Origin of the sequence: Streptomyces sp. NPDC049627 (assembly GCF_044465645.1) — a bacterium.
In the GTDB taxonomy this organism is placed as follows: Bacteria; Actinomycetota; Actinomycetes; order Streptomycetales; family Streptomycetaceae; genus Streptomyces.
This window is the reverse complement of the sequence record NZ_JBITLW010000004.1, coordinates 492,683-519,569: the sequence shown is the minus strand read 5'-3', so window position 1 is coordinate 519,569 and position 26,887 is coordinate 492,683. Positions and strand designations below refer to the sequence as shown.

Below are 26,887 nucleotides of genomic sequence, written 5' to 3'. Positions count from 1 at the left end.
TTACCCATCAGGGCGCCACCTGAAATTCAGCGAGGAGCGAACCGCGTGACCGCCGAGACGTCCGTGCCGTCCACAGCGCTGCTGGCAGGAGCAGACCGGGACGGTTCCAACTACACCGCGCGGCACCTCCTCGTCCTTGAGGGCCTGGAGGCCGTGCGCAAGCGCCCGGGCATGTACATCGGCTCGACCGACAGCCGCGGTCTGATGCACTGCCTGTGGGAGATCATCGACAACTCCGTCGACGAAGCCCTCGGTGGCTACTGCGACCACATCGAGGTGATCCTCCAGGACGACGGCTCCGTGGAGGTCCGGGACAACGGCCGGGGCATCCCGGTCGACGTCGAGCCCAAGACCGGCCTGTCCGGCGTCGAGGTCGTCATGACCAAGCTGCACGCCGGCGGCAAGTTCGGCGGTGGCTCGTACGCCGCCTCCGGCGGTCTGCACGGCGTGGGCGCCTCCGTGGTGAACGCCCTGTCCGCGCGCCTGGACGTCGAGGTGGACCGGGCCGGCCACACGCACGCCATCAGCTTCCGGCGCGGCGTTCCCGGCGCTTTCGCCGCCGACGGTCCGAACGCCAAGTTCGACGCCAAGAGCGGCCTGCGCAAGGCCAAGAAGATCCCCAAGACCCGCACCGGCACGCGCGTGCGCTACTGGGCCGACCGCCAGATCTTCCTCAAGGACGCCAAGCTCTCCCTGGAGACGCTGCACCAGCGCGCCCGCCAGACCGCGTTCCTGGTGCCCGGCCTGACCATCGTCGTGCGTGACGAGTTCGGCCTCGGCGAGGGCGGCAGCAAGGGCGAGGAGTCCTTCCGCTTCGACGGCGGCATCAGCGAGTTCTGCGAGTACCTGGCCACCGACAAGCCGGTCTGCGACGTCCTCCGTTTCTCCGGACAGGGCACCTTCAGGGAGACCGTCCCGGTCCTGGACGAGCACGGGCAGATGACCCCCACCCAGGTCACCCGAGAGCTCGACGTCGACGTGGCGCTGCGCTGGGGGACGGGATACGACACGACCCTGAAGTCGTTCGTGAACATCATCGCCACCCCCAAGGGCGGCACCCATGTCGCCGGCTTCGAGACGGCGGTGACCAGCACGATGAACGAGGTGCTGCGCGCCAAGAAGCTGCTGCGCGTCGCCGAGGACGACATCGTCAAGGACGACGCCCTGGAAGGCCTCACCGCGGTCGTCACCGTGCGCCTCGCCGAGCCGCAGTTCGAGGGCCAGACCAAGGAGGTCCTCGGTACCTCGGCGGCCCGTCGCATCGTGAACACCGTGATCTCCAAGGAGCTCAAGGCGTTCCTGACGTCCACCAAGCGGGATGCGGCGGCCCAGGCCCGCGTGGTCATGGAGAAGGCGGTCGCCGCCGCCCGTACGCGTATCGCGGCCCGCCAGCACAAGGACGCGCAGCGTCGGAAGACGGCTCTGGAGTCCTCGTCGCTGCCCGCCAAGCTCGCCGACTGCCGCAGCGACGACGTCGACCGCAGCGAGCTGTTCATCGTCGAGGGAGACTCCGCGCTCGGCACCGCCAAGCTCGCCCGGAACTCCGAGTTCCAGGCACTGCTGCCGATCCGCGGCAAGATCCTCAACGTCCAGAAGTCGTCCGTGACCGACATGCTCAAGAACGCCGAGTGCGGCGCGATCATCCAGGTCATAGGGGCGGGATCCGGCCGGACCTTCGACATCGACGCGGCCCGCTACGGCAAGATCATCATGATGACCGACGCCGATGTGGACGGCTCCCACATCCGCACCCTGCTGCTGACGCTGTTCCAGCGCTACATGCGGCCGATGATCGAGGCGGGACGGGTGTTCGCCGCGGTGCCTCCGCTGCACCGGATCGAACTCGTCCAGCCCAAGAAGGGACAGGACAAGTACGTGTACACGTACTCGGACCGTGAGCTGCGCGACAAGCTCATGGAGTTCGAGAGCAAGGGCATCCGGTACAAGGACTCCATCCAGCGGTACAAGGGCCTCGGTGAGATGGACGCCGACCAGCTGGCCGAGACGACGATGGACCCGCGCCACCGCACGCTGCGCCGGATCAGCCTCACCGATCTGGAGGCGGCCGAGCGGGTCTTCGATCTGCTGATGGGGAACGACGTGGCGCCGCGCAAGGAGTTCATCTCCAGTTCGGCGGCGACGTTGGACCGGTCGCGTATCGACGCGTAGCCGCTGGGCTGGGCTTGGGCCGGGTTTCGGCCTCGGCTTCGCCTTCGGCCCTGGTTTCGGGTTCCCACCCGCACCGCCCGTGCGGCTTTCGTCGTCGGGTGCGGGTGGCCCCTGTGGGGGCTGAGCGCCGTCGGCGGCCGGGGGGTGCATCGCATATATGCGGCTTCGGCGGGTGAATCACCTGATGGTGTGAAGCCCGCGGAGAAGCAGAGTCGTAGATCTTTCCGTTCTGTCCATGCTTGGGCATGTACTCAAGCGACGGTCGTCCCCGCGACGCCAGAAGTATGCGGTACGACGATCCCTGGTACGACGCCATCGCCGCCGGATGGGGCGAGTCGGACGTCGCGCACGCGCGTGACGCCGCTGCGCCGGCCGCGGCCGACGTGTACCTCGAGGTGCAGCGCAGTGCGGCCTTCCAGGAAGTGCGCAGCCGCTACCGGAGGTTCGTCGTGCCGGCGGTCGTCCTGTTCCTCTCCTGGTACGTGGCGTACGTCGTGACCGCCACGGCCGCTCCGGGGCTGATGGCCCGGCCCGTGGCGGGCGCCGTGAACGTCGCGATGGTGGCGGGGCTCGGACAGTTCCTCACCACCTTCCTCCTCACCTGGGCCTACGCCCGCCACGCGCGGCTGCGCCGGGACCGGGCGGCACTCGAACTGCGCTGGACCACGCAGGAGTTGGCGCGCGTCACACGGAGTGGTGCCTCGTGACGGACAATCATCAGGCCGCGGCGCTGCTGCTGTTCAGCGTGTTCGTCGCGATCACACTGGCGATCACGACGTGGGTGAGCCGCAACCGGCGTGGTTCGGCCGAGGAGTTCTACGCGGGCGGGCGGCTCTTCTCGCCCATGGAGAATGGTTTTGCCATCGCCGGTGACTACATGTCGGCCGCCTCCTTCCTCGGCATCTCCGGGCTCATCGCCCTCTTCGGCTACGACGGACTGCTGTACTCGGTCGGCTTCCTGGTGGCCTGGCTGGTGGTGCTGTTCCTGGTCGCCGAACTGGTGCGGAACTGCGGGCGGTTCACCCTCGCCGACGTGGTCGCCGCACGGATGAGGGAACGCCCCGTGCGGATCGCGACGGGAACTTCCTCGGTCACCGTGTCCGTTCTGTATCTGGTGGCGCAGATGGTGGGCGCGGGCACTCTGGTCGCGCTGCTGCTCGGGGGCAAGGGCGAGGCGGCGCAGGCCTGGACCGTCGTCGGCGTCGGCGCACTCATGGTGATCTACGTGTCGTGGGGAGGGATGCGGGCCACCACCTGGATCCAGATCGTCAAGTCGGTCCTGCTGCTCGGCGGTACCGTCGCGTTGACCGTGCTCGTCCTGCTGCGCTTCCACGGCGACGTCGACCGGCTGCTGCTCACGGCGGCCGAGCGCAGCGGTCACGGTGACGCCTTTTTGGCGCCCGGCCTGAAGTACGGCGGGGACTGGACGGCCCGGCTCGACTTCATCAGCCTGGGCCTCGCGCTGGTGCTCGGCACTGCCGGGCTGCCGCACATCCTGTCCCGCTTCTTCACCGTGCCCACCGCCCGCGCGGCACGGTGCTCCGTGGTGTGGGCGATCGGACTCATCGGCGGCTTCTACCTGATGACCATCGTCCTGGGCTTCGGCGCGGCCGCGATCGTCGGGCCCGAGGCCGTGCGCGGCTCGAACGCGGCCGGGAACACGGCGGTTCCGCTGCTCGCCCTCGATCTGGGCGGCGGCGCGGATTCCACCGGAGGAACGGTTCTCTTCGCCGTCGTCGCCGCCATCGCCTTCGCGACGATCCTCGCGGTGGTCGCCGGGATCACCCTGTCCTCCTCGGCCTCCGTGGCCCACGACCTGTATGCCTCGCTGCGGCGCCGGCACGCGGAGCCCCGCAGCGAGGTGGCCGTGGCGCGGGTCGCCGCGGTCGGCATCGGCGCGGTCGCGATCGCCCTCGGACTGCTGGCCCGCGATCTCAATGTCGCCTTTCTGGTGGGCCTCGCCTTCGCCGTCGCCGCGTCCGCCAATCTGCCGGTGCTGCTGTACTCGCTGTTCTGGCGGGACTTCACCACACGCGGTGCCGTATGGGCGGTGTACGGCGGCCTGGTCCCGGCCGTGGCGCTCGTGGTGCTGTCGCCGGTGGTCTCGGGCAGTCCCGAATCGCTGTTTCCCGGCGTCGACTTCCAGTACTTCCCCCTGCAGAACCCCGGCCTCGTCTCGATCCCGCTGGGCTTCGCCGCGGGCTGGCTCGGCACGGTCACCTCGGCGGAGGTCCCCGACGAGGCCAAGCACGCGGAGACCGAGGTGCGGTCGTTGACCGGGGCGGGGTCCGTCTAGGGCCGCGCCTCCACCGTCGTACGACGTCATTGTCGACGGTGCCCGGAATCGAGCCCTCGGCTGATATCCGGGCGGTCGACGTCCGTATACATGGGCGGCACGGTCCCTTCCCCCGCCCCCACGGGCCGTGCCTCAGGCGCGGGTCGCCCACACGTAACGGTGTTCCGGGCGACCCGCGTCCCCGTACTTGAGGGTGAGGCGGGCCCGCCCCGTGCGTTCGAGGAGCTTGAGATAGCGCTGGGCCGTCTGGCGGCTCACCCCGGTCCGCTCGGCGATCTCCTGTGCCGACAGGGGGCCTTCGGCGTTCATCAGGGAGCGGCGTACGAGCTCCGCGGTGGTGGGGGAGTGGCCCTTGGGCAGGTCGGGCTCCGACGGCGTGGACAGGGCGCCGAAGATGCGGTCCACCTCGGCCTGTTCCGCCTCGCCGCCGCCGTCGAGGGTGCGGCGCAGCTCCGCGTACGCCTCCAGCTTGGCGCGCAGGCCCGCGAAGGCGAAGGGCTTCACCAGGTACTGGAGCGCTCCGTGCCGCATCGCCGCCTGCACCGTCGACACGTCCCGCGCCGCCGTCACCATGATCACGTCGGTCTGGAGGCCGCGCCGCCGCATCTCCTGGACGACCGACAGTCCCGTCTCGTCGGGCAGATAGTGATCCATGAGAACCAGGTCCAGCTGCGGCAGCTCCTCCACCTGGCGCAGTGCCTCGGCGGCGCTGTGCGCCTCGCCCGCCACGTGGAAGCCCGGCACCTTCTCCACGTAGGCGGCGTTGACCCGCGCGACGCGCGTGTCGTCGTCCACGACCAGGACCTCGATCATCGTGACTCCTCCTCGGCGGCGCTCTGCGGATCCGACGGCACGGTGAGGACCGGCTCCAGGTCCGGCTCGGCCAGCGCCTCGGGCAGTACGACGGTGAACTCCGCGCCTCCGCCGGCCGCCTCACCCACCGTCGCGCTGCCGCCCTGCCGTTCGGCGAGCCTGCGTACGAGGGAGAGCCCGATGCCGCGCTCACGGTGGGCCGGGCGCTTCTTGGTGGACCACCCCTCGGTGAAGACCGACTCACGGTGCTCCGCGGGGATGCCCGGCCCGGTGTCGCGCACCCTGAGGGTCGCGGTACGCCCCTCGGCACGCAATTCGACCTCCACGCGCGCGTGCGGCGTGCCCGCGACGGCGTCGAGTGCGTTGTCCACCAGGTTGCCGACGATCGTGACGAGCCCTCTGGGGTCGATCAGCCGGTCCGGGAGTCCCGTCCGGTCCGAGAGGCGCAGCGCGACGCCGCGCTCGGCCGCCACCGTCGCCTTGCCGACCAGCAGGGCGGCGAGCAGCGGGTCCTGGATCTTCTCGGCGACCTGCTCCGCGGTGGCCCGGTGGTCGCCGACCACTTCGCCGACGAACTCCACGGCGTCGTCGTACATCTCCAGTTCGAGCAGCCCCAGGAGGGTGTGCATCCGGTTCGCGTGTTCGTGATCCTGGGCGCGCAGGGCGTCGATCAGACCGCGCGTCGAGTCGAGTTCCCGGCCGAGCTGCTCCAGCTCGGTGCGGTCGCGGAGGGTGGCGACGGCGCCGCCGTCGTCGGTGGGCATGCGATTGGCGACCAGGACGCGCTGACCGCGGACCGTGAGCAGATCGGTGCCCGTCACCCGCCCGGCCAGCACATCGGTCGTACGGCCTTCGCCGAGCGCCTCGTCCAGGGAGCGGCCGACGGCCTCGTCCCCGATGCCGAGCAGGCGCTGCGCCTCGTCGTTGAGGAGGCGGACACGGCCGTCGCGGTCCAGGGCGACGACGCCCTCCCGGATGCCGTGCAGCATCGCCTCGCGCTCCGCGAGCAGTGCCGAGATGTCGGAGAAGGCCAGGTCACGGGTCTGCCGCTGGACCCGGCGGGAGATGAGCCAGGCGGCCAGCGCGCCGACTGCCAGGGCGCCGCCCGCGTACGCGAACAGCCCGGGGATCGCGTGCAGCAGTCTGGCCCGCACGCTGTCGTACGCGATACCTACCGACACCGCCCCGACGATCCGGCCGTCGCTGTCGCGCAGCGGGACCTTGCCGCGGGCCGTGCGGCCCAGGGTGCCGTTGTCGATCTGCATGACCTCGTGGCCGGCGAGAGCCTGGCCCGGGTCGGTCGAGACGATCCTGCCGATCTCGCTCGGCGTGGGATGGGACCAGCGCACCCCGCGCCGGTCCATCACGACGATGTACTCCGCCCTGGTGGCCCTACGGATCCGCTCCGCCTCCCGCTGGACCGGGCCGCCGGCCGTCGCGGGCGTGCTCACCAGGTCGTCGGCGATCTGCGGCTGCACCGCGGTGGTCTGGGCGATCGACAGCGCGCGGCGCATCGCCTGGTCGTCCAGCTGGTTACTGAGCGGCGCGAGGAACAGGCCGGTCGCGAGCACCGCGACTCCCGCGGCGATCGCCACCTGCATCAGCAGCACCTGCGCGAACATCCGCCGGGGCAGACCGAGGCGCAGGCGACGTGCGGGGGGAGTGGGGCTCATACCCACGACGGTACGTGGGCGCGCGGGGAGTCCCGTAGAGGGATGTGGTGTGGATCTCTTGATCAATGTGCTGATCAACGTCGGGTGGCCGGTGCAGCCCTGGGTGACCCGGTACGCCCGTCAGCTCGCGAGTGCCGCCGGCATGGTGCGTTCGCGCACCGCCACCACGTCCATCCGCGCGGGGGAGCCCAGCACCGACGCCCCACAGCTCTCGGGGCGGGCCGGCAGAGAGGCGCCCTGGGCCACCACGACCTGCCAGTGGCGTCCGTCCACGTGGGCGACCGTCACCTCCCAGCGCGGGGCCGCGCCCTCCGTCCGTACGACGCTCAGCGCCTCGGCGGCGTCCTCGCCCGTGGCCGTGCGCACGGCCAGCTCGGCGGCCTGCCCCGGACGCTCCCAGGCCGAGTTCCCGCGGCAGCCCTCGACGACGATCCGGCCCTCCTGAACACCGTGCAGAACGTCCTTGACCGCGTGGGCCTGCGCCCGGCCGTACGCGTAGCCGTACGGCAGCACGAGCAGCGTCGGTGAGAACCGATGTCCACCCAGATGGGTGACCTCCCAGACCCCGTCCACACCGGAGGCGGCGAGCTCGGCCGCGAGGGGACGGCCGAGGAGTGCGCAGCAGCGGTCCCGCTTGCCGTTGGTGCAGACGAGGGCCAGCGGCTGGCCGGTGTGGGGCCGTCCCTGGAGTGTCGCGCCGAAGGTGCGGTGGTCCCCTCTGCCGAGGGCGGCGAAGTCGAGGTCGAGCAGCTGCCGCGGGTCACGGATCGTGGCCGCGTGCAGCCATACGTTGCCGGGGACGGTGTGGGCCGCGTAGACCTGGCGCTCGGCCGTGGTCCCGCAGTCGGCGTGCCGGCCGGGGCGGCGAATCAGCGCGACACGCACGCCCGTGCCCTTGGCGGCCGCCTCGAGGGCGCGGCCGAGCGCGGGATCCAGGTGGCTCTGGGTGAGCGCCTTGGCACCCCACGGACCTGGCTGTTCCACGAGCAGCCAGGTCGTCGCGGTCGCCGCGGTCCCCGCGACGGGCTCGTCGAGGTCCCGCGAGACGGTTGAGCACGTACTCACAGAGGTGAGCCTAACCTGACTTGAGCCGACGTGACTTCCCGAGGGTGCTTCCGTCGTGCCGGCGGGGCTGTTCGGCGGCAGGGGCGGGGGCAGGGGCGCGGGGGTTGCGGCGCTACTCCGGGAGCGGCTGAGGCGGCTTCGGGCCCGTGTAGTGCCCGCTCGGGCGCATGCGCAGCGGGCGTTCGCCGTACTCCTCCAGGGCGTGGGCGATCCAGCCCGCCGTACGGGCCACGGCGAAGACCGTCTCCCCTGCTGTGGAGGGCATGGCGCAGGACGCCGTGAACACGGCCAGGGCGAGGTCGACGTTGGCGTGCAGCGGAGTGTGGCGGGCGGCCGTGGCGACGATGTCGCGGGCCGCGGCGAGAGCGGGCTCGGCGCAGGGGATCTCCTCAAGGAGCCCGAACAGGACACGCGCGCGTGGGTCCTCGCCGGGGTAGAGCCGGTGACCGAGCCCCGGAATGCGCCGGCCCGCCCGCAGCTCCTCGGCGATCACGGTGCCCGCGTCGCCCCGGTCGAGCACCTCCATGATCAGCTTGTGGGCGAGGCCGCTGGCCGCGCCGTGCAGAGGGCCCTCGATCACGCCGAGCCCGGCGGAGACGGCCGCGTAGGCGTGTGCGCGGGCCGACGCGGCGACGCGCACGGCGAGCGTCGAGGCGGCCAGGTCGTGGTCGACGAGCAGGGCGAGTGCCGTGTCCAGGACCCGCAGGGCGGCCTCGTCGGCGGGCCGGGCGCTCAGCCGGCCCCACAGCCGGTGCGCGAGTGAGCCCTCGTCGCGGTGGGTGGGCCGCTTGGGGGGGAGGGCGGCGACCAGGGTGGGGATGAGGATGCGGGCGGTGCCGAGCACGGCCTCCTCGGACAGGTCGAAGCGCAGCGGGTCCACGGCCGCGGCGGCGATCGCGGCGACCCGCAACCGGTCGGTGGGGCCGGCGTGTTCGGGCAGGGCGACGACGGCGCGCCGGGCGGCGGTGACCGAGGCATCGGGGGCGGCGAAGGTGACGCCGCGGCGCAGCCGGCCGGTCCACAGCCACTCGGCGACCTCTTCGTAGGAGTGCCGGGCGGCCAGTTCGGTCGCGTCCACCCCTCGGAAGTAATAGCGGTCGGTGTCGATGAACGTGAGGCCTGTCCGCACCGACAGCTCACTGCCGGATCCCGAACCGCCCGTGCTCTCCCGCTTGTTGCGCCGGGCGAGCGTCTCGACCTCCTTCGCGTCGAAGGTACTGCCCCGGCCGCCGGGCGTGCGGCGGCTGCTGAGGTGACCGCGGCTGACGTACGCGTACAGGGTCTCGGGCTTCACGCCGAGCAGGTCGGCGGCCTCCCGGGTGGTCAGTCGCCGCCCCGCCGGGCCGGGTTCTTGATCGCGCATAGGGCCCACCGTATCCAGACCACTGAAACATTGATGATGGCATTGATTAAGTCAACATTGACAGAAAAACAGTCAAGCATGGACAGTCGAATCAAGTCCAGGGAGGAAATCATGTCCGTCAACAGGTCAACAGCCGCGCTCGTCGACGTGCCACGTGGACTCGCGGGCGTCGTCGTCACCGACACAGAGGTGGGCGACGTCCGAGGGATGGAGGGCTTCTACCACTACCGCCAGTACTCGGCCGTCGACCTCGCGCAGACCCGCCCCTTCGAGGACGTCTGGCACCTCCTCGTGCACGGTGAGCTGCCGGACGCCGAACGCGCCGCCGCCTTCGCCGCCGAGACCGCCGCGCTGAGGCGGCTCCCCGACGAGGTACGGGCGGCCCTTCCCGTGATCGCGGCGGCGAGTGGGCGGTCCGGCCCACTGGCCGGTCTGCGCACCGCGCTGTCCCTGCTCGGCGCGGCGAAGGGCTTCCGGCCGGTGTACGACATCGACTCCGACGAGCGCCGCCGGGACACCCTCGTCGCGGCCGCCGCCGTACCGACGCTGCTCACCGCACTGCACCGGCTGGGCGGCGGACTTGATCCTGTTGAGCCACGCGAGGATCTGTCGTACGCGGCGAACTACCTGTACATGCTGACGGGTTCGGAGCCCGATCCACGGCGGGCGCGGGCGGTCGAGCAATACTTGATCTCAACCATCGACCATGGATTCAATGCGTCAACCTTTACGGCTCGCGTCATCACCTCCACGGGTGCGGACGTCGCGGCCTGCCTGGCCGGAGCCGTGGGCGCGCTGTCGGGACCGCTGCACGGCGGTGCGCCCAGCCGCGCCCTGGACACGCTGGACGCGATCGGCACCCCCGACCGCATCGACTCCTGGATCCGGGAACGCGTCCTCGCCGGTGACCGCATCATGGGCTTCGGTCACCCCGTCTACCGCACCGAGGACCCCCGGTCCCGAATGCTCCGTGAGATCGCCCAGGACTTCGGTGGCCCGCGCGTCGACTTCGCTGTCGAGGTCGAGCGGCGCGTGGAGGCGATCCTCGCCGAACTGAAGCCCGGCCGTGAGCTCCACACGAACGTCGAGTTCTACGCGGGGGTCGTCATGGAGCTGTGTGGCCTGCCTCGCGAGATGTTCACGCCGACGTTCGCCGCGGCGCGGGTCGTGGGGTGGAGCGCCAACATTCTGGAACAGGCACAGGACTCGAAGATCATCAGGCCGGTGGCGCGGTATGTGGGGCCGGGGGCGCCGGTGGCGGTGCCGACGGCTGCTTGATGCAGGTCCTGACACACGTGTGGCCTGGTGCCCTTCTGTGGCGCCAGGCCTCATCGGCGGAGATCGAGCAGTGACGGATGGCGGCTGCTCGCCGGGTCATGACCCGGCTCGCTGGACGGTTGCGCGCGGCCGGGGAGCGTGACGGTACGCGTCGGGGGTGGACGCGTGCTCGTGCGGTGGTGTCAGACGTCGGGGATGTCTGCCTTGGCGCGGATCAGAGTCTCTCTGCTCACGATGACGATGCGCTCGTAATCAGCGCGGGCGGCGTCGGGGGGCAGTTCGCGCTCCAGCGCCTCGGTGGCCTCAGTGCCGATCACAGCGAAGTTCCCGTCGCTGAGTTCGAACACGTCCGGGCAGGTAGCTCCTGAGTTACTGCCTCGGGCGCTGGGAGGCACACCGATGCGGCGCACGATCTTCAAAGGGTACCGGTCCTTACCAACAGAATTCTGGGGTCACTGGTGATTGGGCACAGCTGTGAGGAGCAAGGTACCGATGTTTCCAACGCTCTTCATGTGGGATGGCCAAAAGATCACTCAGTCGAGGGCATCGACCAGGCGTGTCGAGTGGGAGCCCCCGACTTCTTGGTGCGTGTCAGTGGTGGGTTGTGTAGCTTCGGGAGACGCCGGTAACGGCGGAGGCGACCGGGAGCCCACCCTCCCGTCGGCCATCACCCGACGGACTGCGAGGACGAGACTCCCGGTCTCGGTGGTGTGAGTCCCGGCTGATTGCTCAGCTGGGACTCACGCTTTTCAGGGCCACGGCCACCACTGGTGGAGCAACGCGGCCACGATGATCACATCGCAGGTCGCGGAAACCCTCGCCGAGGAAACGTGTGGACGAACGTGATCCTTCCACCGGTGCTTGAGCCAGTCGACCAACTTCAAGGCACCGGCTCCCTTCTGGCCTGAAGGCCCATGTGCGGGATGGCGACCCGCGCCGCTGAGGCCACCTCCGTGTCCTCACGTGAGGGACGCGGCTTGTGAACCCGAAGCGGTGGAGAGCACGGTACTGAGTTCCCCTCGAACGTGTGGCTGGATGGCAGGAAGATCACCCGGCCGTGCTCGTGTCCGCTTCTTTGCCGCGTGCAATGTGAGGACTTCGCGTCGCAGGCTCAGCTCAGTCGGTCGGAGGGTTGCCGACCACCCACCACTCGTCCGTGTCCGCTTCGTCGAGATCCCTGACGAGTCCGTCGACCATGTGCCCCAGCTGGGCTTCCTCGGATGATTCGTTCAGGGAGGCGCGCATGTGCTGCGACGCCTCCCAGTACTCGCGGAAGACCGGGCTCTGGAAGAACTCCCGCAGATGCCTGTACAGCTCCTCGCGGTCCAGAATGCCCGCTCGATAGAGGTGGAAGAGGTGGACGTACCAGGCGTTGGCATAGAAGAACTGCCGGCGCCTTTCCGCCGGGATGCTCTTGTCGTACGTGTCGATCACCGCGGCGAGGGAGGGGTCATCGATCGCCCTGGCCAGCAGCTCCCATTGCATGCGCTGCTGGTGTGCCAAGGCCTTGCGGTGGATCGCCAGCTCTTCGAGTTCCAACTGCCTTGCTTGCAGACGCGCCTCCTCCGACCGTCGTTGACGCGATGCCAGCGCTGCGGTCGCGGTGGCGGCGAGAAGGGCGAGCGTGGCGGTGCGCAGCCTCCTCGCGAAGTGCTTCCGTGTGGCCATGTCAACAACCCCCGATCAGGCGGCCGTCCGCCGGTCGTCGGGGTGCGGGTCGACGGGAGGGGACCGGCGAGCGGTGGGCGGCGCTTGCCGTCTCCCAGAGTGCCGAGCGGCTCTGATCGGCGGGGAGGCGGAGAGGAGGCGCACGGAGGGAAGCGAGGGTCGCACACTCCGGCGCCTTGCCCAACGTCTGCCCGGCAAGTGCTGCTAACAATCGTTCACTTCGCGGTGATTCTCGCTGCTCGTATCCTGGGGCGGCATTCAACCCTCGTACGTGCGCCGAGCCGCGAGCCGGTGCACCCGTCGGCGTGAGAAAGGTCGCACGTTGAGTCAGCCGAACCCCGGTCCGCAGCAGATTCCGGTCGTCGTACTCGCCGGATTCCTCGGTTCCGGCAAGACGACTCTGCTCAACCACCTCCTCCATCGCAGCGGGGGCACCCGTATCGGCGCCATCGTCAACGACTTCGGCGCCATCGAGATCGACGCCATGGCCGTCGCCGGCGCACTCGGCGACTCCACCGTCTCCCTCGGGAACGGCTGTCTGTGCTGCGCGGTCGACGCCGGCGAACTGGACGTCTACCTGGAGCGGCTCGCCCACCCCGCCACCGGCATCGACGTCATCGTCATCGAGGCCAGCGGACTCGCCGAGCCCCAGGAACTCGTGCGCATGGTGCTCGCCAGTGAGCATCCGGGCATCGTGTACGGCGGGCTGGTCGAGGTCGTCGACGCCGCCGAGTTCGACGACACCCGCGCCAAGCACCCCGAGATCGACCGGCACCTCGCCCTCGCCGATCTCGTCGTGGTCAACAAGCTCGACCGGGCGCCGGACGCCGAGCGCGTCCTCGGGCTGGTCCGCGAGCTCACCGACCGCGCCGCCGTCGTCCCCGCCACCTACGGCCGTATCGATCCAGAGTTCCTCTTCGACTGCCGGCCCAGCGAGGAGCGCATCGGCCAGCTGTCCTTCGACGACCTGCACGAGCGCACCGAACCGCACGAGCACGACGAGGACCACACCGGCCATCTGCACACCGACTACGACAGCCTGTCCTTCAGCTCCGAAGTCCCTCTCGACCCGCGCCGGTTGATCGCGTTCCTCGACACCAGGCCCGAAGGGCTGTACAGGATCAAGGGCTACGTCGACTTCGGACCGTACGACGTCCGCAACCGCTACGCCGTCCACGCCGTCGGCCGGTTCCTCCGCTTCTACCCGGAGCCGTGGGCGTCCGCCGACGCCCGCCTCACCCAGCTCGTGCTCATCGGCTCCGGCATCGACGCGTCCGCTCTCGGCAAGGAACTTCAGGCCTGCAAGAGCGACGCCCCACACGCCGACGAGCAGGGCATGTGGGGCGTACTGCGCTACGTACAGGACCCGGAGGGCCAGGATCCGGAGGACCAGGATCCGGAGGACCAGGATCCGGAGGACCAGGATCCGGAGGAAGCGGCCTTCGAGGAGGCTTAGACCGGTCCGGCCACCACCGCCACCGTCTTCGGCAGTGACACGCCCGAGCCGTCGCGCCGCGGGTCGATGTCCGGGAGCTCGGCCGGGGTGCCGTTCTTCTGCGCGGCCCGTGCCGGAGCGGGGCCCGCCCAGGCCAGGGACAGGCAGTCCTCGCCCTTGAGGAACCGCTGGCAGCGCACGCCTCCGGTGGCGCGGCCCTTGCGCGGGTACTGGTCGAACGGGGTCAGCTTGGCGGTCGTCTGTACGGAGTCGTCCAGCGTGCCGCGCGAGCCCGCGACGGTGAAGACCACGGCGTCCGCCGCCGGGTCCACCGCGGTGAAGGAGATGACCTTGGCACCCTCGGTGAGCTTGATGCCCGCCATGCCACCGGCGGGGCGGCCCTGCGGGCGGACCTGCGCGGCCTGGTAGCGCAGCAGCTGCGCGTCGTCCGTGATGAAGACCAGGTCCTCCTCACCGGTGCGCAGCTCGACCGCGCCGACGATCCGGTCGCCCTCCTTGAGGGTGATGACCTCCAGCTCCTCCTTGTTGGACGGGTAGTCGGGCACCACGCGCTTGACGACGCCCTGTTCCGTGCCGAGCGCCAGGCCCGGCGAGGACTCGTCGAGCGTGATCAGGCAGACCACGGTCTCGCCGTCCTCCAGGGAGAGGAACTCCGACAGCGGCGCGCCGCCCGAGAGGTTCGGCCTCGACGCCGTCTCCGGCAGCTGCGGCAGATCGACGACGTTGATCCGCAGCAGACGGCCCGCGGACGTCACCGCGCCCACCTCACCGCGGGCCGTGGCCGGCACCGCCGAGACGATCAGGTCGTGCTTGGTGCGCTTGGCGTCCTCGGCCTCCGCGAAGGGATCGCCGTTCGCCGTACGGGCCAGCAGACCCGTCGAGGACAGCAGCACCCGGCACGGGTCGTCCGCCACCTGCAGCGGTACGGCGGCGGCCGGGGCGCCCGCCGACTCCAGCAGGACCGTGCGCCGCTCGGTGCCGAACTTCTTGGCCACCCCGGCCAGTTCGGAGGAGACCAGCTTGCGCAGCTCGGCGTCCGACTCCAGGATCCGGGTCAGCTCGGCGATCTCCTGGCCCAGCCGCTCCTTCTCCGCCTCCAGCTCGATGCGGTCGTACTTGGTGAGCCGGCGCAGCGGGGTGTCGAGGATGTACTGGGTCTGCACCTCGGACAGGGAGAAGCGCTCCATCAGGCGTTCCTTCGCCTGCGCGCTGTTCTCGCTGGAGCGGATCAGGCGGATGACCTCGTCGATGTCGACGAGCGCCGTGAGCAGGCCCTCGACCAGGTGCAGGCGGTCGCGCCGCTTGCCGCGGCGGAACTCGCTGCGGCGCCGGACGACCTCGAAGCGGTGGTCGAGGTAGACCTCCAGGAGCTCCTTGAGGCCTAGGGTGAGGGGCTGGCCGTCGACCAGCGCGACGTTGTTGATGCCGAAGGACTCCTCCATCGGCGTCAGCTTGTAGAGCTGCTCCAGGACCGCCTCGGGCACGAAGCCGTTCTTGATCTCGATGACCAGGCGCAGGCCGTGCTCGCGGTCGGTGAGGTCCTTGACGTCGGCGATGCCCTGGATCTTCTTCGAGCCGACCAGGTCCTTGATCTTGGCGATGACCTTCTCCGGGCCGACCGTGAAGGGCAGCTCGGTGACCACCAGGCCCTTGCGGCGGGCGGTCACGGTCTCGATCTCGACCGTCGCGCGGATCTTGAAGGTGCCGCGGCCCGTCTCGTACGCGTCCCGGATGCCGGAGAGGCCGACGATCCGGCCGCCCGTGGGCAGGTCGGGGCCCGGGACGTACCTCATCAGGGTGTCCAGATCCGCGTTCGGGTGGCGGATCAGGTGGCGGGCGGCCGCGATGACCTCGGAGAGGTTGTGCGGCGGCATGTTGGTGGCCATGCCGACCGCGATGCCCGAGGAGCCGTTGACCAGGAGGTTCGGGAAGGCGGCGGGCAGGGCCACCGGCTCCCGCTCCTGGCCGTCGTAGTTGGGGGTGAAGTCGACCGTGTCCTCGTCGATCGACTCGGTCATCAGACTTGTCGCCGCGGCCTGCCGGCACTCGGTGTACCGCATGGCGGCCGGCGGGTCGTCGTTCCCCAGCGAGCCGAAGTTGCCGTGGCCGTCGACCAGCGGCACGCGCATCGAGAACGGCTGGGCCATGCGCACCAGGGCGTCGTAGATCGACGCGTCGCCGTGCGGGTGCAACTTACCCATGACCTCGCCGACGACGCGGGCGCACTTCACATAGCCGCGGTCGGGGCGCAGGCCCATCTCGTTCATCTGGTAGACGATGCGACGGTGCACCGGCTTGAGGCCGTCGCGGGCGTCCGGCAGGGCGCGGGAGTAGATGACCGAGTAGGCGTACTCAAGGAAGGAGCCCTGCATCTCGTCGACGACGTCGATGTCGAGGATCTTCTCCTCGTACGAGTCGTCGGGCGGCGGGGTCTTCGTGCTGCGGCGGGCCATCGCTGCCGGCTCCTTCTGTCTGCTGGTCGCGCGAGCGTTTGACGGGTCTGACGCGGACCATTGTGGACTGCGGCACTGACAACCTCCGACCAGGACCCGTTGTCGGGCTCTCGCCAGGGGTCCGAGAAGTGTCGCCGACGTCCGCCTTTCCCCGCACGCGGGGCGGGAAGTTCATCGGCGGCCGCACCCTGCCGGGCCGCGCGAGCCTGCGGTGGCCGACTGATCCGGCGGCACCGGGAGCCGCGACGGCAAGCCCATGCCGCCCGGGCGTTCACTCCCCGGAGTGATGGGCCGGAACCGGTGCGGGGGCGTCGGCAGGGCAGGTGCGGGCACGACGTTCCGACCGGGAACTTCGCCGACCCTTCGGACGCTGCATACAGTGGCAGGAACTCAAGCCGAACTGCTCGGCACAACGCAGTGCATGCGACCGGAAGGACACCTTGCCCATGGGTCACACGGCCACACCGGAGGCACAATCCGGCGGCCTCACCGCGACGGAGCACCGCCTGGCCAACGGCCTGCGGGTAGTGCTCTCCGAGGACCACCTCACGCCGGTCGCGGCGGTCTGCCTCTGGTACGACGTCGGCTCCCGCCACGAGGTCAAGGGCCGTACCGGACTCGCCCACCTCTTCGAGCACCTGATGTTCCAGGGCTCGGGAAGCGTGAAGGGCACGGGTCACTTCGAGCTCGTCCAGGGCGCGGGCGGCTCGCCGAACGGCACGACCAGCTTCGAGCGCACCAACTACTTCGAGACCATGCCCGCCCACCAGCTGGAGCTCGCGCTGTGGCTGGAGGCCGACCGCATGGGCAGCCTCCTGACGGCGCTCGACCAGGAGAACCTGGACAACCAGCGCGACGTCGTCAAGAACGAGCGCCGCCAGCGCTACGACAACGTCCCCTATGGCACCGCGTTCGAGAAGCTGACCGCCCTGTCGTACCCGGACGGGCACCCGTACCACCACACCCCGATCGGCTCGATGGCCGACCTGGACGCGGCCAGCCTGGAGGACGCCCGCGCGTTCTTCCGCACCTACTACGCGCCCAACAACGCCGTCCTGTCGATCGTCGGCGACATCGACCCGGAGCAGACGCTCGCCTGGGTCGAGAAGTACTTCGGCTCCATCCCGGCCCACGACGGCAAGCCCGAGCCGCGCGACGGCTCGCTGCCCGACATCATCGGCGAGCAGCTGCGCGAGGTCGTCGAGGAGAACGTCCCGGCGCGCGCGATGATGGCCGCCTACCGGCTCCCGACGGACGGCACGCGCGAGTGCGACGCCGCCGACCTGGCGCTGACCGTCCTCGGCGGCGGCGAGTCCTCCCGGCTCTACAACCGGCTGGTCCGCCGTGACCGTACGGCCGTGGCGGCCGGCTTCGGCCTGCTGCGCCTGGCCGGGGCGCCGTCCCTGGGCTGGCTGGACGTGAAGACCTCCGGCGATGTCGAGGTCCCCGTCATCGAGGCCGCCGTCGACGAGGAGCTCGCCCGCTTCGCCGCGGAGGGCCCGACCGCCGAGGAGATGGAGCGCGCCCAGGCCCAGCTGGAGCGCGAGTGGCTGGACCGGCTCGGCACGGTCGCGGGCCGCGCCGACGAACTGTGCCGGTACGCCGTCCTGTTCGGCGACCCGCAGCTCGCGTTCACGGCCGTCCAGCGCGTCCTCGAGGTCACCGCCGAGGAGGTCAAGGCCGTCGCCGAGGCCCGCCTGCGCCCCGACAACCGCGCGGTGCTCGTGTACGAGCCGGTCGCCGGCGAGGCCGAGGACCTTCAAGCCGCCGACGGGGCCACGCCCGCCGGGACCACCGACGAGAACGAGGAGTCGGCGCAGTGACCGAGCTCGCCAGCATGGAGTTCCACCCGCAGCCCCAGGCCGGCGAGGCCCGGCCCTGGGCGTTCCCGGCGCCCGAGCGCGGCAAGCTGGACAACGGCCTGACGGTCCTGCGCTGCCACCGCCCCGGCCAGCAGGTCATCGCCGTCGAGGTGCTCCTGGACACGCCCCTGGACGCCGAGCCGAAGGGCCTCGACGGCATCGCCACGATCATGGCGCGCGCCCTGTCCGAGGGCACCGACAAGCACACCGCCGAGGAGTTCGCCGCCGAGCTGGAGCGCTGCGGCGCCACCCTCGACGCCTACGCCGACCACCCCGGCGTCCGCGTCAGCCTCGAAGTGCCCGTCTCCCGCCTGCCCAAGGCACTCGGCCTGCTCGCCGACGCCCTCAGGGCGCCCGCGTTCGAGGACGCCGAGGTCGAGCGCCTGGTGCGCAACCGGCTCGACGAGATCCCGCACGAGCTGGCCAACCCCTCGCGCCGCGCCGCCAAGGAGCTCTCCAAGGAGCTGTTCCCGGCGACCTCGCGCATGTCCCGGCCGCGCCAGGGCACCGAGGACACCGTCGGCAACATCGACTCCGCGGGCGTACGCGCCTTCTACGAGCGGCACGTCCGCCCCGCCACCTCCACCGTCGTGGTCGTCGGCGACCTCACCGGCGTGGACCTCGACGCCCTGCTCGGCGACACCCTCGGCGCCTGGACCGGCTCCGCGGCCGAGCCGCGGCCCGTGCCGCCGGTGACCGCCGACGACACCGGCCGCGTCGTCATCGTGGACCGTCCCGGCGCCGTCCAGACGCAGCTGCTGATCGGCCGCGTCGGCCCCGACCGGCACGACCGCGTCTGGCCCGCGCAGGTGCTCGGCACGTACTGCCTCGGCGGCACCCTCACCTCCCGTCTGGACAAGGTCCTGCGTGAGGAGAAGGGCTACACCTACGGGGTGCGCGCATTCGGACAGGTCCTGCGCTCGGCCCCGGACGGCACGGGCGCCGCCATGCTCGCCATCAGCGGCTCCGTCGACACCCCGAACACCGGTCCCGCACTGCAGGACCTGTGGACGGTGCTGCGCGGCGTCGCCGCCGACGGGCTCACCGACGCCGAGCGGGACTTCGCCGTGCAGAACCTCGTCGGGGTGGCACCGCTGAAGTACGAGACCGCCGCCTCCGTGGCGAACACGCTGGCCGACCAGGTCGAGCAGCACCTGCCCGACGACTACCAGGCGACGCTGTACCAGCAGCTCGCCGCGACCGGCACCGTCGAGGCCACCGCCGCGGCCGTGAGCGCCTTCCCGGTGGACCGTCTGGTGACGATCCTCGTCGGTGACGCGGCCGAGATCCGGGAGCCCGTCGAGGCGCTCGGCATCGGCGAAGTCACCGTCGTGGCAGCCGAGTAGAGGAAGCGAGCGCCGCGCAGCGGCACGCGCACGCAGGGGCCCTGGTGACGGAAGAGTCACCAGGGCCCCTTTATGCCCGAATTGAGGGAGAGGTTGCCTGTATTGCCTGTGGGATGCGCTACAAAAGCCCTGATCCGTTTGGGGATTGAAAGATGCCCCGCTTAGCGTCTTCCGGGCTGTCCGTCAGGCAGTGCGCCGCGCCCGCGGCACCGGACAGCCATCGCCGAGTCCCCGTACGGCGCGAGCCAGGGGAGCCGGGGACCCACCCGTAGTCCCTGGGGTGAATCGGACGCCCGCGCGAGCCGCGAGGGGGTCCGTAGGAGACCTTCCTGCTCCGAACCCGTCAGCTAACCCGGTAGGCGAGAGGGAAGGAAAGGACCAGCCACTTCATGGCGTTCACCTGCGCCACCGGGAAGCTCACCGAGAAGAAGCGTCCCACCGGGAAGCACCGCCGGCCCGGCCGGTTCGAGCGCACCACGGCCCGCGCGGCCGGCGTCGCCGCTCTCACGGCCACCGGAGTCATAGGCACCCTGGCCGCCCCGGCGCTCGCCGCGGAACCGGCCGCGGAGCAGACCGGCCTCATCCCGGTCATCACCGTCGACAACTCCATCGCCGACCAGATCGACGCCCAGGCCGCCGCACAGGAGCAGGCGGCCAAGGAGGCCGCGGCCCTCAAGAAGGCCGCCCAGGAGGCCGCGCGCAAGAAGGCGGCCGAGAAGGCCAAGAAGGAGCGCGAGGCCAAGGAGCGCGCCGCCCGCGAGGCCGAGCGCAAGCGCCTGCTGTCCTACGTCGCCCCGATCGCCGGCTCGTACATCTCCACCGGCTACAAGACCGGCGGCGCCGTCTGGTCCTCCGGCAGCCACACCGGCGTCGACTTCCACGCCGCCAGCGGCACCTCCGTCCACGCGGTCGGCGCCGGCACCGTCGTCGAGGCCGGCTGGGGCGGGGCGTACGGCAACAACGTCGTGATCAAGATGCACGACGGCACGTACACCCAGTACGGCCACCTGTCGTCCATAGGCGTCTCGGTCGGGCAGACCGTCACGCCCGGCCAGCAGATCGGCCTGTCCGGCGCCACCGGCAACGTCACCGGCCCGCACCTGCACTTCGAGGCCCGCACGACGCCGGAGTACGGCTCCGACATCGACCCCGTCGCCTATCTCCGCTCGCACGGCGTGAACGTCTGACACCCTCACCCCGCGTCTCACCGGGGCCCCGCCTCACGAAGCCCCGCAACCCCGAAGCCCCGCCTCCCCGAGCCGGGGCTTTCGGCGTTTCTGAGACGATCCGCTGTCCAAAAAATATCCATGGATTCCGACCCGCCGTCGGAAATTCCGGCCGGTTGCCATAGAGTCACTCATCACACGTCATTCGTCGACGTTTCACGGGGATTAAAGCGGAGGTCGGTCATGCGTATTCCGGCGCACTCGGTATGCACGGCGATCCGGGACGACATCGTCGCCGGTGTCTACGAGCGCGGCAGCCGGCTCACCGAGGAACTCCTCGCACGCCGCTACGGCGTCTCCCGCGTCCCCGTGCGGGAGGCCCTGCGCACCCTGGAGGCGGAGGGCTTCGTGGTGACCCGGCGGCACGCGGGCGCGTGCGTCGCCGAACCGACCGAGCAGGAGGCCTCCGACCTGCTGGAGATGCGCGGCCTCCTGGAGCCGCTCGGCGCCTCGCGGGCCGCCCAGCGGCGCACCGAGGCCCATCTGAAGGTGCTGCGCGGCCTCGTACGGCTGGGCCAGGAGCGGGCCAGGAGGGGGAACAGCGACGACCTGCGCTCCCTGGGCGGCTGGTTCCACGAGACGCTGGCCCAGGCCTCCGGCAGCCCCGCCCTGACCTCGATGCTGACCCAGCTGCGGCACAAGATCGCCTGGATGTACGCCGTGGAGTCGCCGGCCGATCCCGTGGAGTACTGGACCGAGCACGGCGCGATCGTGGACGCGGTGGCGCGCGGCGACGGCGAGCGCGCCCGGGCGATCACGGCGCTGCACACCGAGCGCGCGATCTCCGCCCACCGGCTGCGGTTCGGCTCGGGCGGTGACCGCGCGGAGCGTGTGAGGAATTCGCAACATCCCGTAAACATGCAGAGCCTGCGACATTAACACGGGCGCCGTATACAAAGAGGTGATATTCGGCGGCGGGGAATTTCCGCTGCCCTTTTTCGGGTCTGCGGTGAATTCATGTGACTGCTGCTCGAAAACAGCGAAGCCGCGTCCGCCGGAAAGGCAGACGCGGCTTCACCGCTAACCGCGGAGATCCGACCGGTCCGTTCAGACCGTCTCGGGCAGCTCCTCGAGACCCTCGGAGACCAGCTTCGCCAGACGGTCGAGTGCGGCGTCCGCACCCTCGGCGTCGGAGGCGAGGACGATCTCCTCACCGCCCTGGGCGCCCAGGCCGAGGACGGCCAGCATGGAGGCCGCGTTGACGGGGTTGCCGTCGGCCTTGGCGATCGTCACCGGGATACCTGCGGCCGTGGCGGCCCGGACGAAGATGGAAGCGGGGCGGGCGTGAAGGCCCTCGGCCCAGCCGACGTTGACGCGGCGCTCAGCCATGTGATGCTGCCCTTCGGTGTTCAGGGTTGTCTAGACCAGTTTCCCACACGCGTGAAGCATGCGGGGAGGGACAAACCGCCCCTCCTCAAGTGGCCGTCGGGTCGCGGCCTCGACCCGACATACGTCCTCCACAGACTGCCTCGCGCCGTTGTCGGACGCGAGCCGTACTCTGGGCCCCATGCAGAGCGCCTCGGACCGGCACGAGTACCCCGCCCACTGGGAAGCCGACGTGGTGCTGCGCGACGGCGGCACCGCACGCATCCGCCCCATCACCGTTGATGACGCCGAGCGTCTGGTCAGCTTCTACGAGCAGGTGTCGGACGAGTCGAAGTACTACCGCTTCTTCGCGCCCTACCCGCGACTGTCCGCGAAGGACGTCCACCGCTTCACGCACCACGACTTTGTGGACCGGGTGGGACTCGCGGCCACGGTGGGCGGCGAGTTCATCGCAACCGTACGCTACGACCGGATCGGCCCCGACGGAACGCCCGCGTCGGCACCCGCCGACGAGGCGGAGGTCGCCTTCCTCGTCCAGGACGCCCACCAGGGCCGCGGTGTCGCCTCCGCTCTCCTGGAGCACATCGCCGCCGTCGCCCGCGAGCGCGACATCCGCCGCTTCGCCGCCGAGGTGCTGCCCGCCAACACCAAGATGATCAAGGTGTTCACGGACGCCGGGTACACCCAGAAGCGCAGCTTCGAGGACGGCGTCGTACGCCTGGAGTTCGACCTGGAGCCGACGGACCGCTCGCTCGCCGTGCAGTACGCGCGCGAGCAGCGCGCCGAGGCGCGGTCCGTGCAGCGGCTGCTGGTGCCCGGCTCCGTCGCCGTCATCGGCGTCGGCCGCACGCCGGGCGGGGTGGGCCGCAGCGTCCTCGGCAACATCAGGGACGCCGGGTTCACGGGGCGGCTGCACGCCGTGAACAAGGCGTTCCCGGAGGACCTCAAGGAGCTCGACGGGGTCCCGGCCCACCGCTCCGTGCGGGACATCGACGGGCCGGTCGACCTCGCGGTGGTCGCCGTGCCCGCCGAGTACGTCCCCGAGGTGGTCGCCGAGTGCGGCGAGCACGGCGTGCAGGGGCTGGTCGTGGTCTCCGCCGGATACGCCGAGAGCGGGCCCGACGGCCGCGAGCGCCAGCGTGCGCTCGTCCGGCACGCGCGCGCGTACGGCATGCGCATCATCGGGCCGAACGCCTTCGGGGTCATCAACACTTCGTCGAGCGTCCGCCTGAACGCCTCACTGGCGCCCCAGATGCCCCGCCCGGGACAGATCGGGCTGTTCGCGCAGTCCGGCGCCATCGGTATCGCGCTGCTGTCCCGGCTGCACCGCCGCGGCGGCGGAGTGACCGGCGTCACGGGTGTGTCGACCTTCGTCTCGTCCGGCAACCGGGCCGACGTGTCCGGCAACGACGTCCTGCAGTACTGGTACGACGACCCCGACACCGATGTCGTCCTCATGTACCTGGAGTCCATCGGCAACCCCCGCAAGTTCACCCGCCTCGCCCGGCGTACGGCGGCCGCGAAGCCGCTGGTCGTGGTGCAGGGGGCGCGGCACGGCGGCGCCGCACCGCAGGGACACGCGGTACGGGCGACGCGGTTGCCGCACGCCACGGTGTCCGCGCTGCTGCGGCAGGCCGGGGTGATCCGGGTGGACACGATCACCGAGCTGGTGGACGCGGGGCTGCTCCTCGCGCGCCAGCCGCTGCCGGCGGGGCCGCGAGTGGCGATCCTGGGGAACTCCGAGTCGCTGGGGCTGCTGACGTACGACGCGTGCCTGTCCGAGGGCCTGCGGCCGCTGCCGCCGCTGGATCTGACCACGGGAGCCTCGGCGGCGGACTTCCATGCGGCGTTGTCGCGCGCGTTGGCCGACGAGACATGCGACGCGGTCGTCGTCACCGCCATTCCGGCCATCGGGGACGCCTCGACCGGTGACGCGGAGCTGGCCCAGGCGCTGAGGTCGGCGGCCGAGCGGGTGCCGGGCAAGCCGGTGCTGGTGGTGCACGTGGAGCTCGGCGGGCTGGCGGAGGCCCTGTCGGCCGCGGCGAGCACCGCCCCGCAGGCGAGCACGAAGACGCCCGGCACCGCGAGCCGGGCCCACCCCTTCCGCCCCCTGGACTTCCCGGCCGAGGCACCGCCCGAGGAGCCGGACACCACCGAGGACACCCCCCGCCTCATCCCCGCCTACCCCGCCGCCGAACGCGCCGTCCGTGCCCTCGCCGAGGCCGTCAAGTACTCCCAGTGGCGGCGCGAGGCCGCCGACCCCGGCAAGGTGCCCGAGTACGAGGACATCGACGAGAAGGGAGCCGCCCGCCTGATCGACGGGCTGCTCGCGCGCGGGCAAGGCCTCACGCTCGGTACGGACGAGACCTGTGACCTGCTCGGGAAGTACGGCATCCAGGTGCACCGCGCCCTGCACGCCCCCACCCCGGACACCGCCGCCGACGCCGCCCGCACCCTCGGCTACCCCGTCGCCCTCAAGGCCACCGCACCCCACCTGCGCCACCGCGCCGACCTCGGCGGCGTACGGCTCGACCTCGCGGACGAGGAGCAACTGCGGCGGGCGTACGCCGAGTTGACCGCGCTGTTCGGCAAGCCCGAGGAACTGCGGCCGGTCGTGCAGAGCATGGCACCGCGCGGCGTCGACACCGTCGTACGGGCCGTGATCGACCCGGCGGCCGGCGCCGTGCTGTCCTTCGGGCTCGCCGGAGCCGCCTCCCAGCTGCTCGGGGACATGGCGCACCGGCTGATCCCGGTGACCGACCGGGAGGCAACCTCGATCGTCCGCTCGATCCGGACGGCCCCGCTGCTCTTCGGCTGGCGCGGCTCCACTCCCGTCGACACCCCTGCCCTGGAGGAGCTGCTGCTGCGGGTGTCGAGGCTGGTCGACGATCACCCGGAGGTCGTCGCGGTCACCCTGGAGCCGGTCGTCGTCGCCACCCACGGCCTGAGCGTGCTCGGCGCCTCCGTACGCCTCGCACCGCCGCCCGCCCGCGACGACCTCGGGCCGAGGACCCTCCCCGCGTACTGAGACCGTCGTGAGCGGTGCCTCGCAGTCACTGGTCCCCCGTAGGATGGGCGTCATGGCCAAGACCAGTACGACGACCCAGGGGCTGCGTGCGGCGATCGAGCGCAGCGGCTACTACCCGGCCCTCGTGGCCGAGGCGGTGGAGGCCGCTGTGGGCGGCGAGCCCATCCGGTCGTACCTGGTCCATCAGGAGACGACGTTCGACCAGAACGAGGTGCGGCGGCACGTGACCGTGCTCGTCCTCACCCACAACCGCTTCATCGTCAGCCACACCGACGAGCAGGCCGCGGACAACACCTCCCCGACGCCGTACGCCACGACGTCCACGGAGTCCGTGAAGCTCGGCCGGATCTCGTCGGTCGTCGTCAGCCGTGTCGTCGCCAACCCGGAGCAGTACACGCCGGGCACCCTGCCCCGCGAGGTCGTGCTGACCATCGGCTGGGGCGCCGTCTCCCGCATCGACCTGGAGCCCGCCGCCTGCGGCGACCCCAACTGCGAGGCCGACCACGGCTACACCGGCAACTCGACGGCGGACGACCTCAGCCTCCGGGTCAGCGAGGCCGGTGACGGCCCGGAGACGGTGCGCCAGGCGCTCGCCTTCGCGCAGGCTCTCTCCGAGGCGACCGCGGACGTCGCCGGCTGATGGTCCAGCACACCGCCTGGGATCCCCATCCGGAACCCCTCGCCGTCACCTCCGCGCCGCCCCCCGAGTACGGCATCGGCTCGCTCGCCGATCTGCTGCCCACCCTGGCCGCCGGCATGGCCGTACCGGACATGACCGCCGCGATCCCCGAGCTGACCCCCGCCGACCGGAACTGCGTGTTCCTGATCGACGGCCTCGGCTGGGAGCAACTGAAGGCGCACCCGGAGGACGCCCCCTTCATGAGCTCCCTGCTCGGCAGCTCACGCGGCGGCACCGGCCGACCGATCACCGCCGGCTACCCGGCGACCACCGCGACCTCCCTCGCCTCCATCGGCACCGGATTGCCGCCCGGCGCCCACGGCCTGCCCGGATACACCGTGCGCAACCCGGAGACCGGCGAGCTGATGAACCAGCTGCGCTGGCAGCCGTGGACGTCGCCGCGCGACTGGCAGCCGTACCCCACCGTCTTCGAACTCGCGCACCAGGCGGGCGTGCACGCGGCCCAGGTGTCGTCGCCCACCTTCGAGAACACCCCGCTGACCAAGGTCGCGCTCAGCGGCGGAAGGTTCGTCGGACGGCTGACCGGCGAGGACCGCATGGACCTCGCCGCCGAGCAACTGGCCGCCGGCGACCGCTCCCTGGTCTACACGTACTACGCCGAGCTGGACGGAGCCGGGCACCGCTTCGGCGTCGACTCGGACACCTGGCGCGGCCAGCTCATGTACGTCGACCGGCTCGTCCAGCGCCTCGCCGAGCAGCTGCCACCGCGCAGCGCGCTCTACGTCACCGCCGACCACGGCATGATCGACGTGCCCTTCGACGAACAGCACCGCATCGACTTCGACGAGGACTGGGAGCTGCGCGCCGGGGTCGCCCTCCTCGGCGGCGAGGGCCGGGCGCGGCACGTGTACGCGGTGCCGGGTGCCGAGCAGGACGTCCTGACCTGCTGGCGCGAGGTGCTCGGCGAACAGTTCTGGGTGGCCTCCCGGGACGAGGCGATCGCGGCGGGCTGGTTCGGGCCGCGGATCGACGAACGGGTCTACGGCCGTCTCGGCGACGTGATCGCGGCCGCGCGGGACGACGTCCTGATCATCGCGTCCGAGCGGGAGCCGAAGGAGTCGGCGATGGTCGGCAACCACGGTTCGATGACCCCCGCCGAGCAGTTGGTCCCCCTGCTCGAAGTACGCTCCTGACGCCTCCCCCCTCCTCCTCGTTGCCGAAAGGT

Annotated in this window: 20 protein-coding genes and 1 riboswitch; of the genes, 12 read left to right on the top strand and 8 right to left on the bottom strand. The window is 71.0% G+C overall.

Features of this window, described 5'->3' with window-relative positions; genetic code table 11:
- Positions 1-45 precede the first annotated feature (45 nt).
- The 3 genes from ACIBU0_RS14075 (at position 46) to ACIBU0_RS14065 (ending at position 4,465) form a co-directional block, all read left to right on the top strand.
- Positions 46-2,169, top strand: coding sequence for a type IIA DNA topoisomerase subunit B (locus ACIBU0_RS14075; RefSeq protein ID WP_398816675.1), 2,124 nt, complete (start codon positions 46-48; stop codon positions 2,167-2,169).
- Positions 2,170-2,453: 284 nt separating this feature from the next.
- Positions 2,454-2,876: a DUF485 domain-containing protein gene (locus ACIBU0_RS14070; RefSeq protein ID WP_398816672.1), complete on the top strand. Its 423-nt coding sequence runs from the start codon at positions 2,454-2,456 to the stop codon at positions 2,874-2,876.
- Positions 2,873-4,465: a cation acetate symporter gene (locus ACIBU0_RS14065; protein ID WP_398816669.1), complete on the top strand. Its 1,593-nt coding sequence runs from the start codon at positions 2,873-2,875 to the stop codon at positions 4,463-4,465. Before ACIBU0_RS14070 ends, ACIBU0_RS14065 begins: the two co-directional genes overlap by 4 nt.
- 132 nt (positions 4,466-4,597) lie before the next feature.
- Here the strand turns inward: ACIBU0_RS14065 and ACIBU0_RS14060 are convergent, their stop codons facing one another.
- From ACIBU0_RS14060 to ACIBU0_RS14045, 4 genes are all read right to left on the bottom strand, one after another.
- The gene (locus ACIBU0_RS14060) at positions 4,598-5,278 is read right to left on the bottom strand and encodes a response regulator (RefSeq protein WP_398816666.1); all 681 of its coding nucleotides are present in this window, start codon (positions 5,276-5,278) and stop codon (positions 4,598-4,600) included.
- Positions 5,275-6,951, bottom strand: a complete 1,677-nt coding sequence (locus ACIBU0_RS14055) for an ATP-binding protein (RefSeq protein ID WP_398816663.1) — start codon at positions 6,949-6,951, stop codon at positions 5,275-5,277. The genes ACIBU0_RS14060 and ACIBU0_RS14055 overlap by 4 nt, the downstream gene beginning before the upstream one ends.
- Before the next feature lie 120 nt (positions 6,952-7,071).
- A complete protein-coding gene (locus ACIBU0_RS14050) occupies positions 7,072-8,016 on the bottom strand; it encodes a sucrase ferredoxin (protein ID WP_398816660.1) in 945 nt (314 codons plus the stop codon).
- A 112-nt stretch (positions 8,017-8,128) separates the two neighbouring features.
- Positions 8,129-9,379 carry a citrate/2-methylcitrate synthase gene (locus tag ACIBU0_RS14045; protein WP_398816658.1) on the bottom strand — a complete coding sequence of 417 codons (1,251 nt, stop codon included), beginning with the start codon at positions 9,377-9,379 and terminating at the stop codon, positions 8,129-8,131.
- 111 nt (positions 9,380-9,490) lie between these two features.
- Here ACIBU0_RS14045 and ACIBU0_RS14040 point away from each other — a divergent pair, with 111 nt between their 5' ends.
- Complete coding sequence (locus ACIBU0_RS14040) at positions 9,491-10,657, top strand: citrate synthase/methylcitrate synthase (protein WP_398816655.1); 1,167 nt, start codon at positions 9,491-9,493, stop codon at positions 10,655-10,657.
- A 182-nt stretch (positions 10,658-10,839) separates the two neighbouring features.
- Here the strand turns inward: ACIBU0_RS14040 and ACIBU0_RS14035 are convergent, their stop codons facing one another.
- Positions 10,840-11,076, bottom strand: coding sequence for a hypothetical protein (locus tag ACIBU0_RS14035; protein WP_398816652.1), 237 nt, complete (start codon positions 11,074-11,076; stop codon positions 10,840-10,842).
- Between the two features lie 697 nt (positions 11,077-11,773).
- On the bottom strand, positions 11,774-12,325 hold the full coding sequence (locus tag ACIBU0_RS14030) for a DUF6082 family protein (RefSeq protein WP_398816649.1): 552 nt from the start codon (positions 12,323-12,325) through the stop codon (positions 11,774-11,776).
- Between the two features lie 322 nt (positions 12,326-12,647).
- Between ACIBU0_RS14030 and ACIBU0_RS14025 the strand changes: the two genes are divergently transcribed.
- Positions 12,648-13,781: a CobW family GTP-binding protein gene (locus tag ACIBU0_RS14025; RefSeq protein ID WP_398816646.1), complete on the top strand. Its 1,134-nt coding sequence runs from the start codon at positions 12,648-12,650 to the stop codon at positions 13,779-13,781.
- Here the strand turns inward: ACIBU0_RS14025 and ACIBU0_RS14020 are convergent.
- Complete coding sequence (locus tag ACIBU0_RS14020) at positions 13,778-16,234, bottom strand: DNA topoisomerase (ATP-hydrolyzing) subunit A (protein ID WP_398816643.1); 2,457 nt, start codon at positions 16,232-16,234, stop codon at positions 13,778-13,780. The two genes, ACIBU0_RS14025 and ACIBU0_RS14020, sit on opposite strands and share 4 nt — an antisense overlap.
- Before the next feature lie 446 nt (positions 16,235-16,680).
- Here ACIBU0_RS14020 and ACIBU0_RS14015 point away from each other — a divergent pair, with 446 nt between their 5' ends.
- The 4 genes from ACIBU0_RS14015 to ACIBU0_RS14000 all read left to right on the top strand — a co-directional run bounded on the left by ACIBU0_RS14015 (position 16,681) and on the right by ACIBU0_RS14000 (position 21,547).
- Entirely contained in the window at positions 16,681-18,057 is a 1,377-nt protein-coding gene (locus tag ACIBU0_RS14015) for a M16 family metallopeptidase (RefSeq protein WP_398816640.1), read from the top strand.
- Complete coding sequence (locus tag ACIBU0_RS14010) at positions 18,054-19,442, top strand: M16 family metallopeptidase (protein ID WP_398816637.1); 1,389 nt, start codon at positions 18,054-18,056, stop codon at positions 19,440-19,442. Before ACIBU0_RS14015 ends, ACIBU0_RS14010 begins: the two co-directional genes overlap by 4 nt.
- Positions 19,443-19,653: 211 nt before the next feature.
- Positions 19,654-19,819, top strand: a riboswitch (cyclic di-AMP (ydaO/yuaA leader).
- A 12-nt stretch (positions 19,820-19,831) separates the two neighbouring features.
- Positions 19,832-20,629, top strand: a complete 798-nt coding sequence (locus ACIBU0_RS14005) for a M23 family metallopeptidase (RefSeq protein WP_398816634.1) — start codon at positions 19,832-19,834, stop codon at positions 20,627-20,629.
- 222 nt (positions 20,630-20,851) lie between these two features.
- Positions 20,852-21,547 (top strand): GntR family transcriptional regulator, encoded by a 696-nt coding sequence (locus tag ACIBU0_RS14000; RefSeq protein WP_398816631.1) that lies wholly within the window; start codon positions 20,852-20,854, stop codon positions 21,545-21,547.
- Between the two features lie 168 nt (positions 21,548-21,715).
- Here ACIBU0_RS14000 and ACIBU0_RS13995 read toward each other — a convergent pair whose 3' ends face one another.
- The gene (locus ACIBU0_RS13995) at positions 21,716-21,997 is read right to left on the bottom strand and encodes an HPr family phosphocarrier protein (protein ID WP_016432192.1); all 282 of its coding nucleotides are present in this window, start codon (positions 21,995-21,997) and stop codon (positions 21,716-21,718) included.
- A 178-nt stretch (positions 21,998-22,175) separates the two neighbouring features.
- On the opposite strand from ACIBU0_RS13995, the gene ACIBU0_RS13990 reads away from it, so the two are divergent.
- The 3 genes from ACIBU0_RS13990 to ACIBU0_RS13980 are packed head-to-tail and all read left to right on the top strand — an operon-like array spanning position 22,176 to position 26,855.
- Positions 22,176-25,022, top strand: coding sequence for a GNAT family N-acetyltransferase (locus ACIBU0_RS13990; RefSeq protein ID WP_398816628.1), 2,847 nt, complete (start codon positions 22,176-22,178; stop codon positions 25,020-25,022).
- A gap of 43 nt (positions 25,023-25,065) precedes the next feature.
- Positions 25,066-25,662 carry a DUF5998 family protein gene (locus ACIBU0_RS13985; protein ID WP_398816926.1) on the top strand — a complete coding sequence of 199 codons (597 nt, stop codon included), beginning with the start codon at positions 25,066-25,068 and terminating at the stop codon, positions 25,660-25,662.
- On the top strand, positions 25,662-26,855 hold the full coding sequence (locus ACIBU0_RS13980; RefSeq protein ID WP_398816626.1) for an alkaline phosphatase family protein: 1,194 nt from the start codon (positions 25,662-25,664) through the stop codon (positions 26,853-26,855). Before ACIBU0_RS13985 ends, ACIBU0_RS13980 begins: the two co-directional genes overlap by 1 nt.
- Positions 26,856-26,887 lie beyond the last annotated feature (32 nt).

Bases quoted from the DNA above. Each gene is read 5' to 3' on its own strand.
- ACIBU0_RS14070 (WP_398816672.1), top strand. From the start codon at position 2,454: ATGCGGTACGACGATCCCTGGTACGACGCCATCGCCGCCGGATGGGGC.
- ACIBU0_RS14060 (WP_398816666.1), bottom strand. From the start codon at position 5,278: ATGATCGAGGTCCTGGTCGTGGACGACGACACGCGCGTCGCGCGGGTC.
- ACIBU0_RS14055 (WP_398816663.1), bottom strand. From the start codon at position 6,951: ATGAGCCCCACTCCCCCCGCACGTCGCCTGCGCCTCGGTCTGCCCCGG.
- ACIBU0_RS14045 (WP_398816658.1), bottom strand. From the start codon at position 9,379: ATGCGCGATCAAGAACCCGGCCCGGCGGGGCGGCGACTGACCACCCGG.
- ACIBU0_RS14040 (WP_398816655.1), top strand. From the start codon at position 9,491: ATGTCCGTCAACAGGTCAACAGCCGCGCTCGTCGACGTGCCACGTGGA.
- ACIBU0_RS14030 (WP_398816649.1), bottom strand. From the start codon at position 12,325: ATGGCCACACGGAAGCACTTCGCGAGGAGGCTGCGCACCGCCACGCTC.
- ACIBU0_RS14020 (WP_398816643.1), bottom strand. From the start codon at position 16,234: ATGGCCCGCCGCAGCACGAAGACCCCGCCGCCCGACGACTCGTACGAG.
- ACIBU0_RS14015 (WP_398816640.1), top strand. From the start codon at position 16,681: ATGGGTCACACGGCCACACCGGAGGCACAATCCGGCGGCCTCACCGCG.
- ACIBU0_RS14005 (WP_398816634.1), top strand. From the start codon at position 19,832: ATGGCGTTCACCTGCGCCACCGGGAAGCTCACCGAGAAGAAGCGTCCC.
- ACIBU0_RS14000 (WP_398816631.1), top strand. From the start codon at position 20,852: ATGCGTATTCCGGCGCACTCGGTATGCACGGCGATCCGGGACGACATC.
- ACIBU0_RS13995 (WP_016432192.1), bottom strand. From the start codon at position 21,997: ATGGCTGAGCGCCGCGTCAACGTCGGCTGGGCCGAGGGCCTTCACGCC.
- ACIBU0_RS13990 (WP_398816628.1), top strand. From the start codon at position 22,176: ATGCAGAGCGCCTCGGACCGGCACGAGTACCCCGCCCACTGGGAAGCC.
- ACIBU0_RS13985 (WP_398816926.1), top strand. From the start codon at position 25,066: ATGGGCGTCATGGCCAAGACCAGTACGACGACCCAGGGGCTGCGTGCG.
- ACIBU0_RS13980 (WP_398816626.1), top strand. From the start codon at position 25,662: ATGGTCCAGCACACCGCCTGGGATCCCCATCCGGAACCCCTCGCCGTC.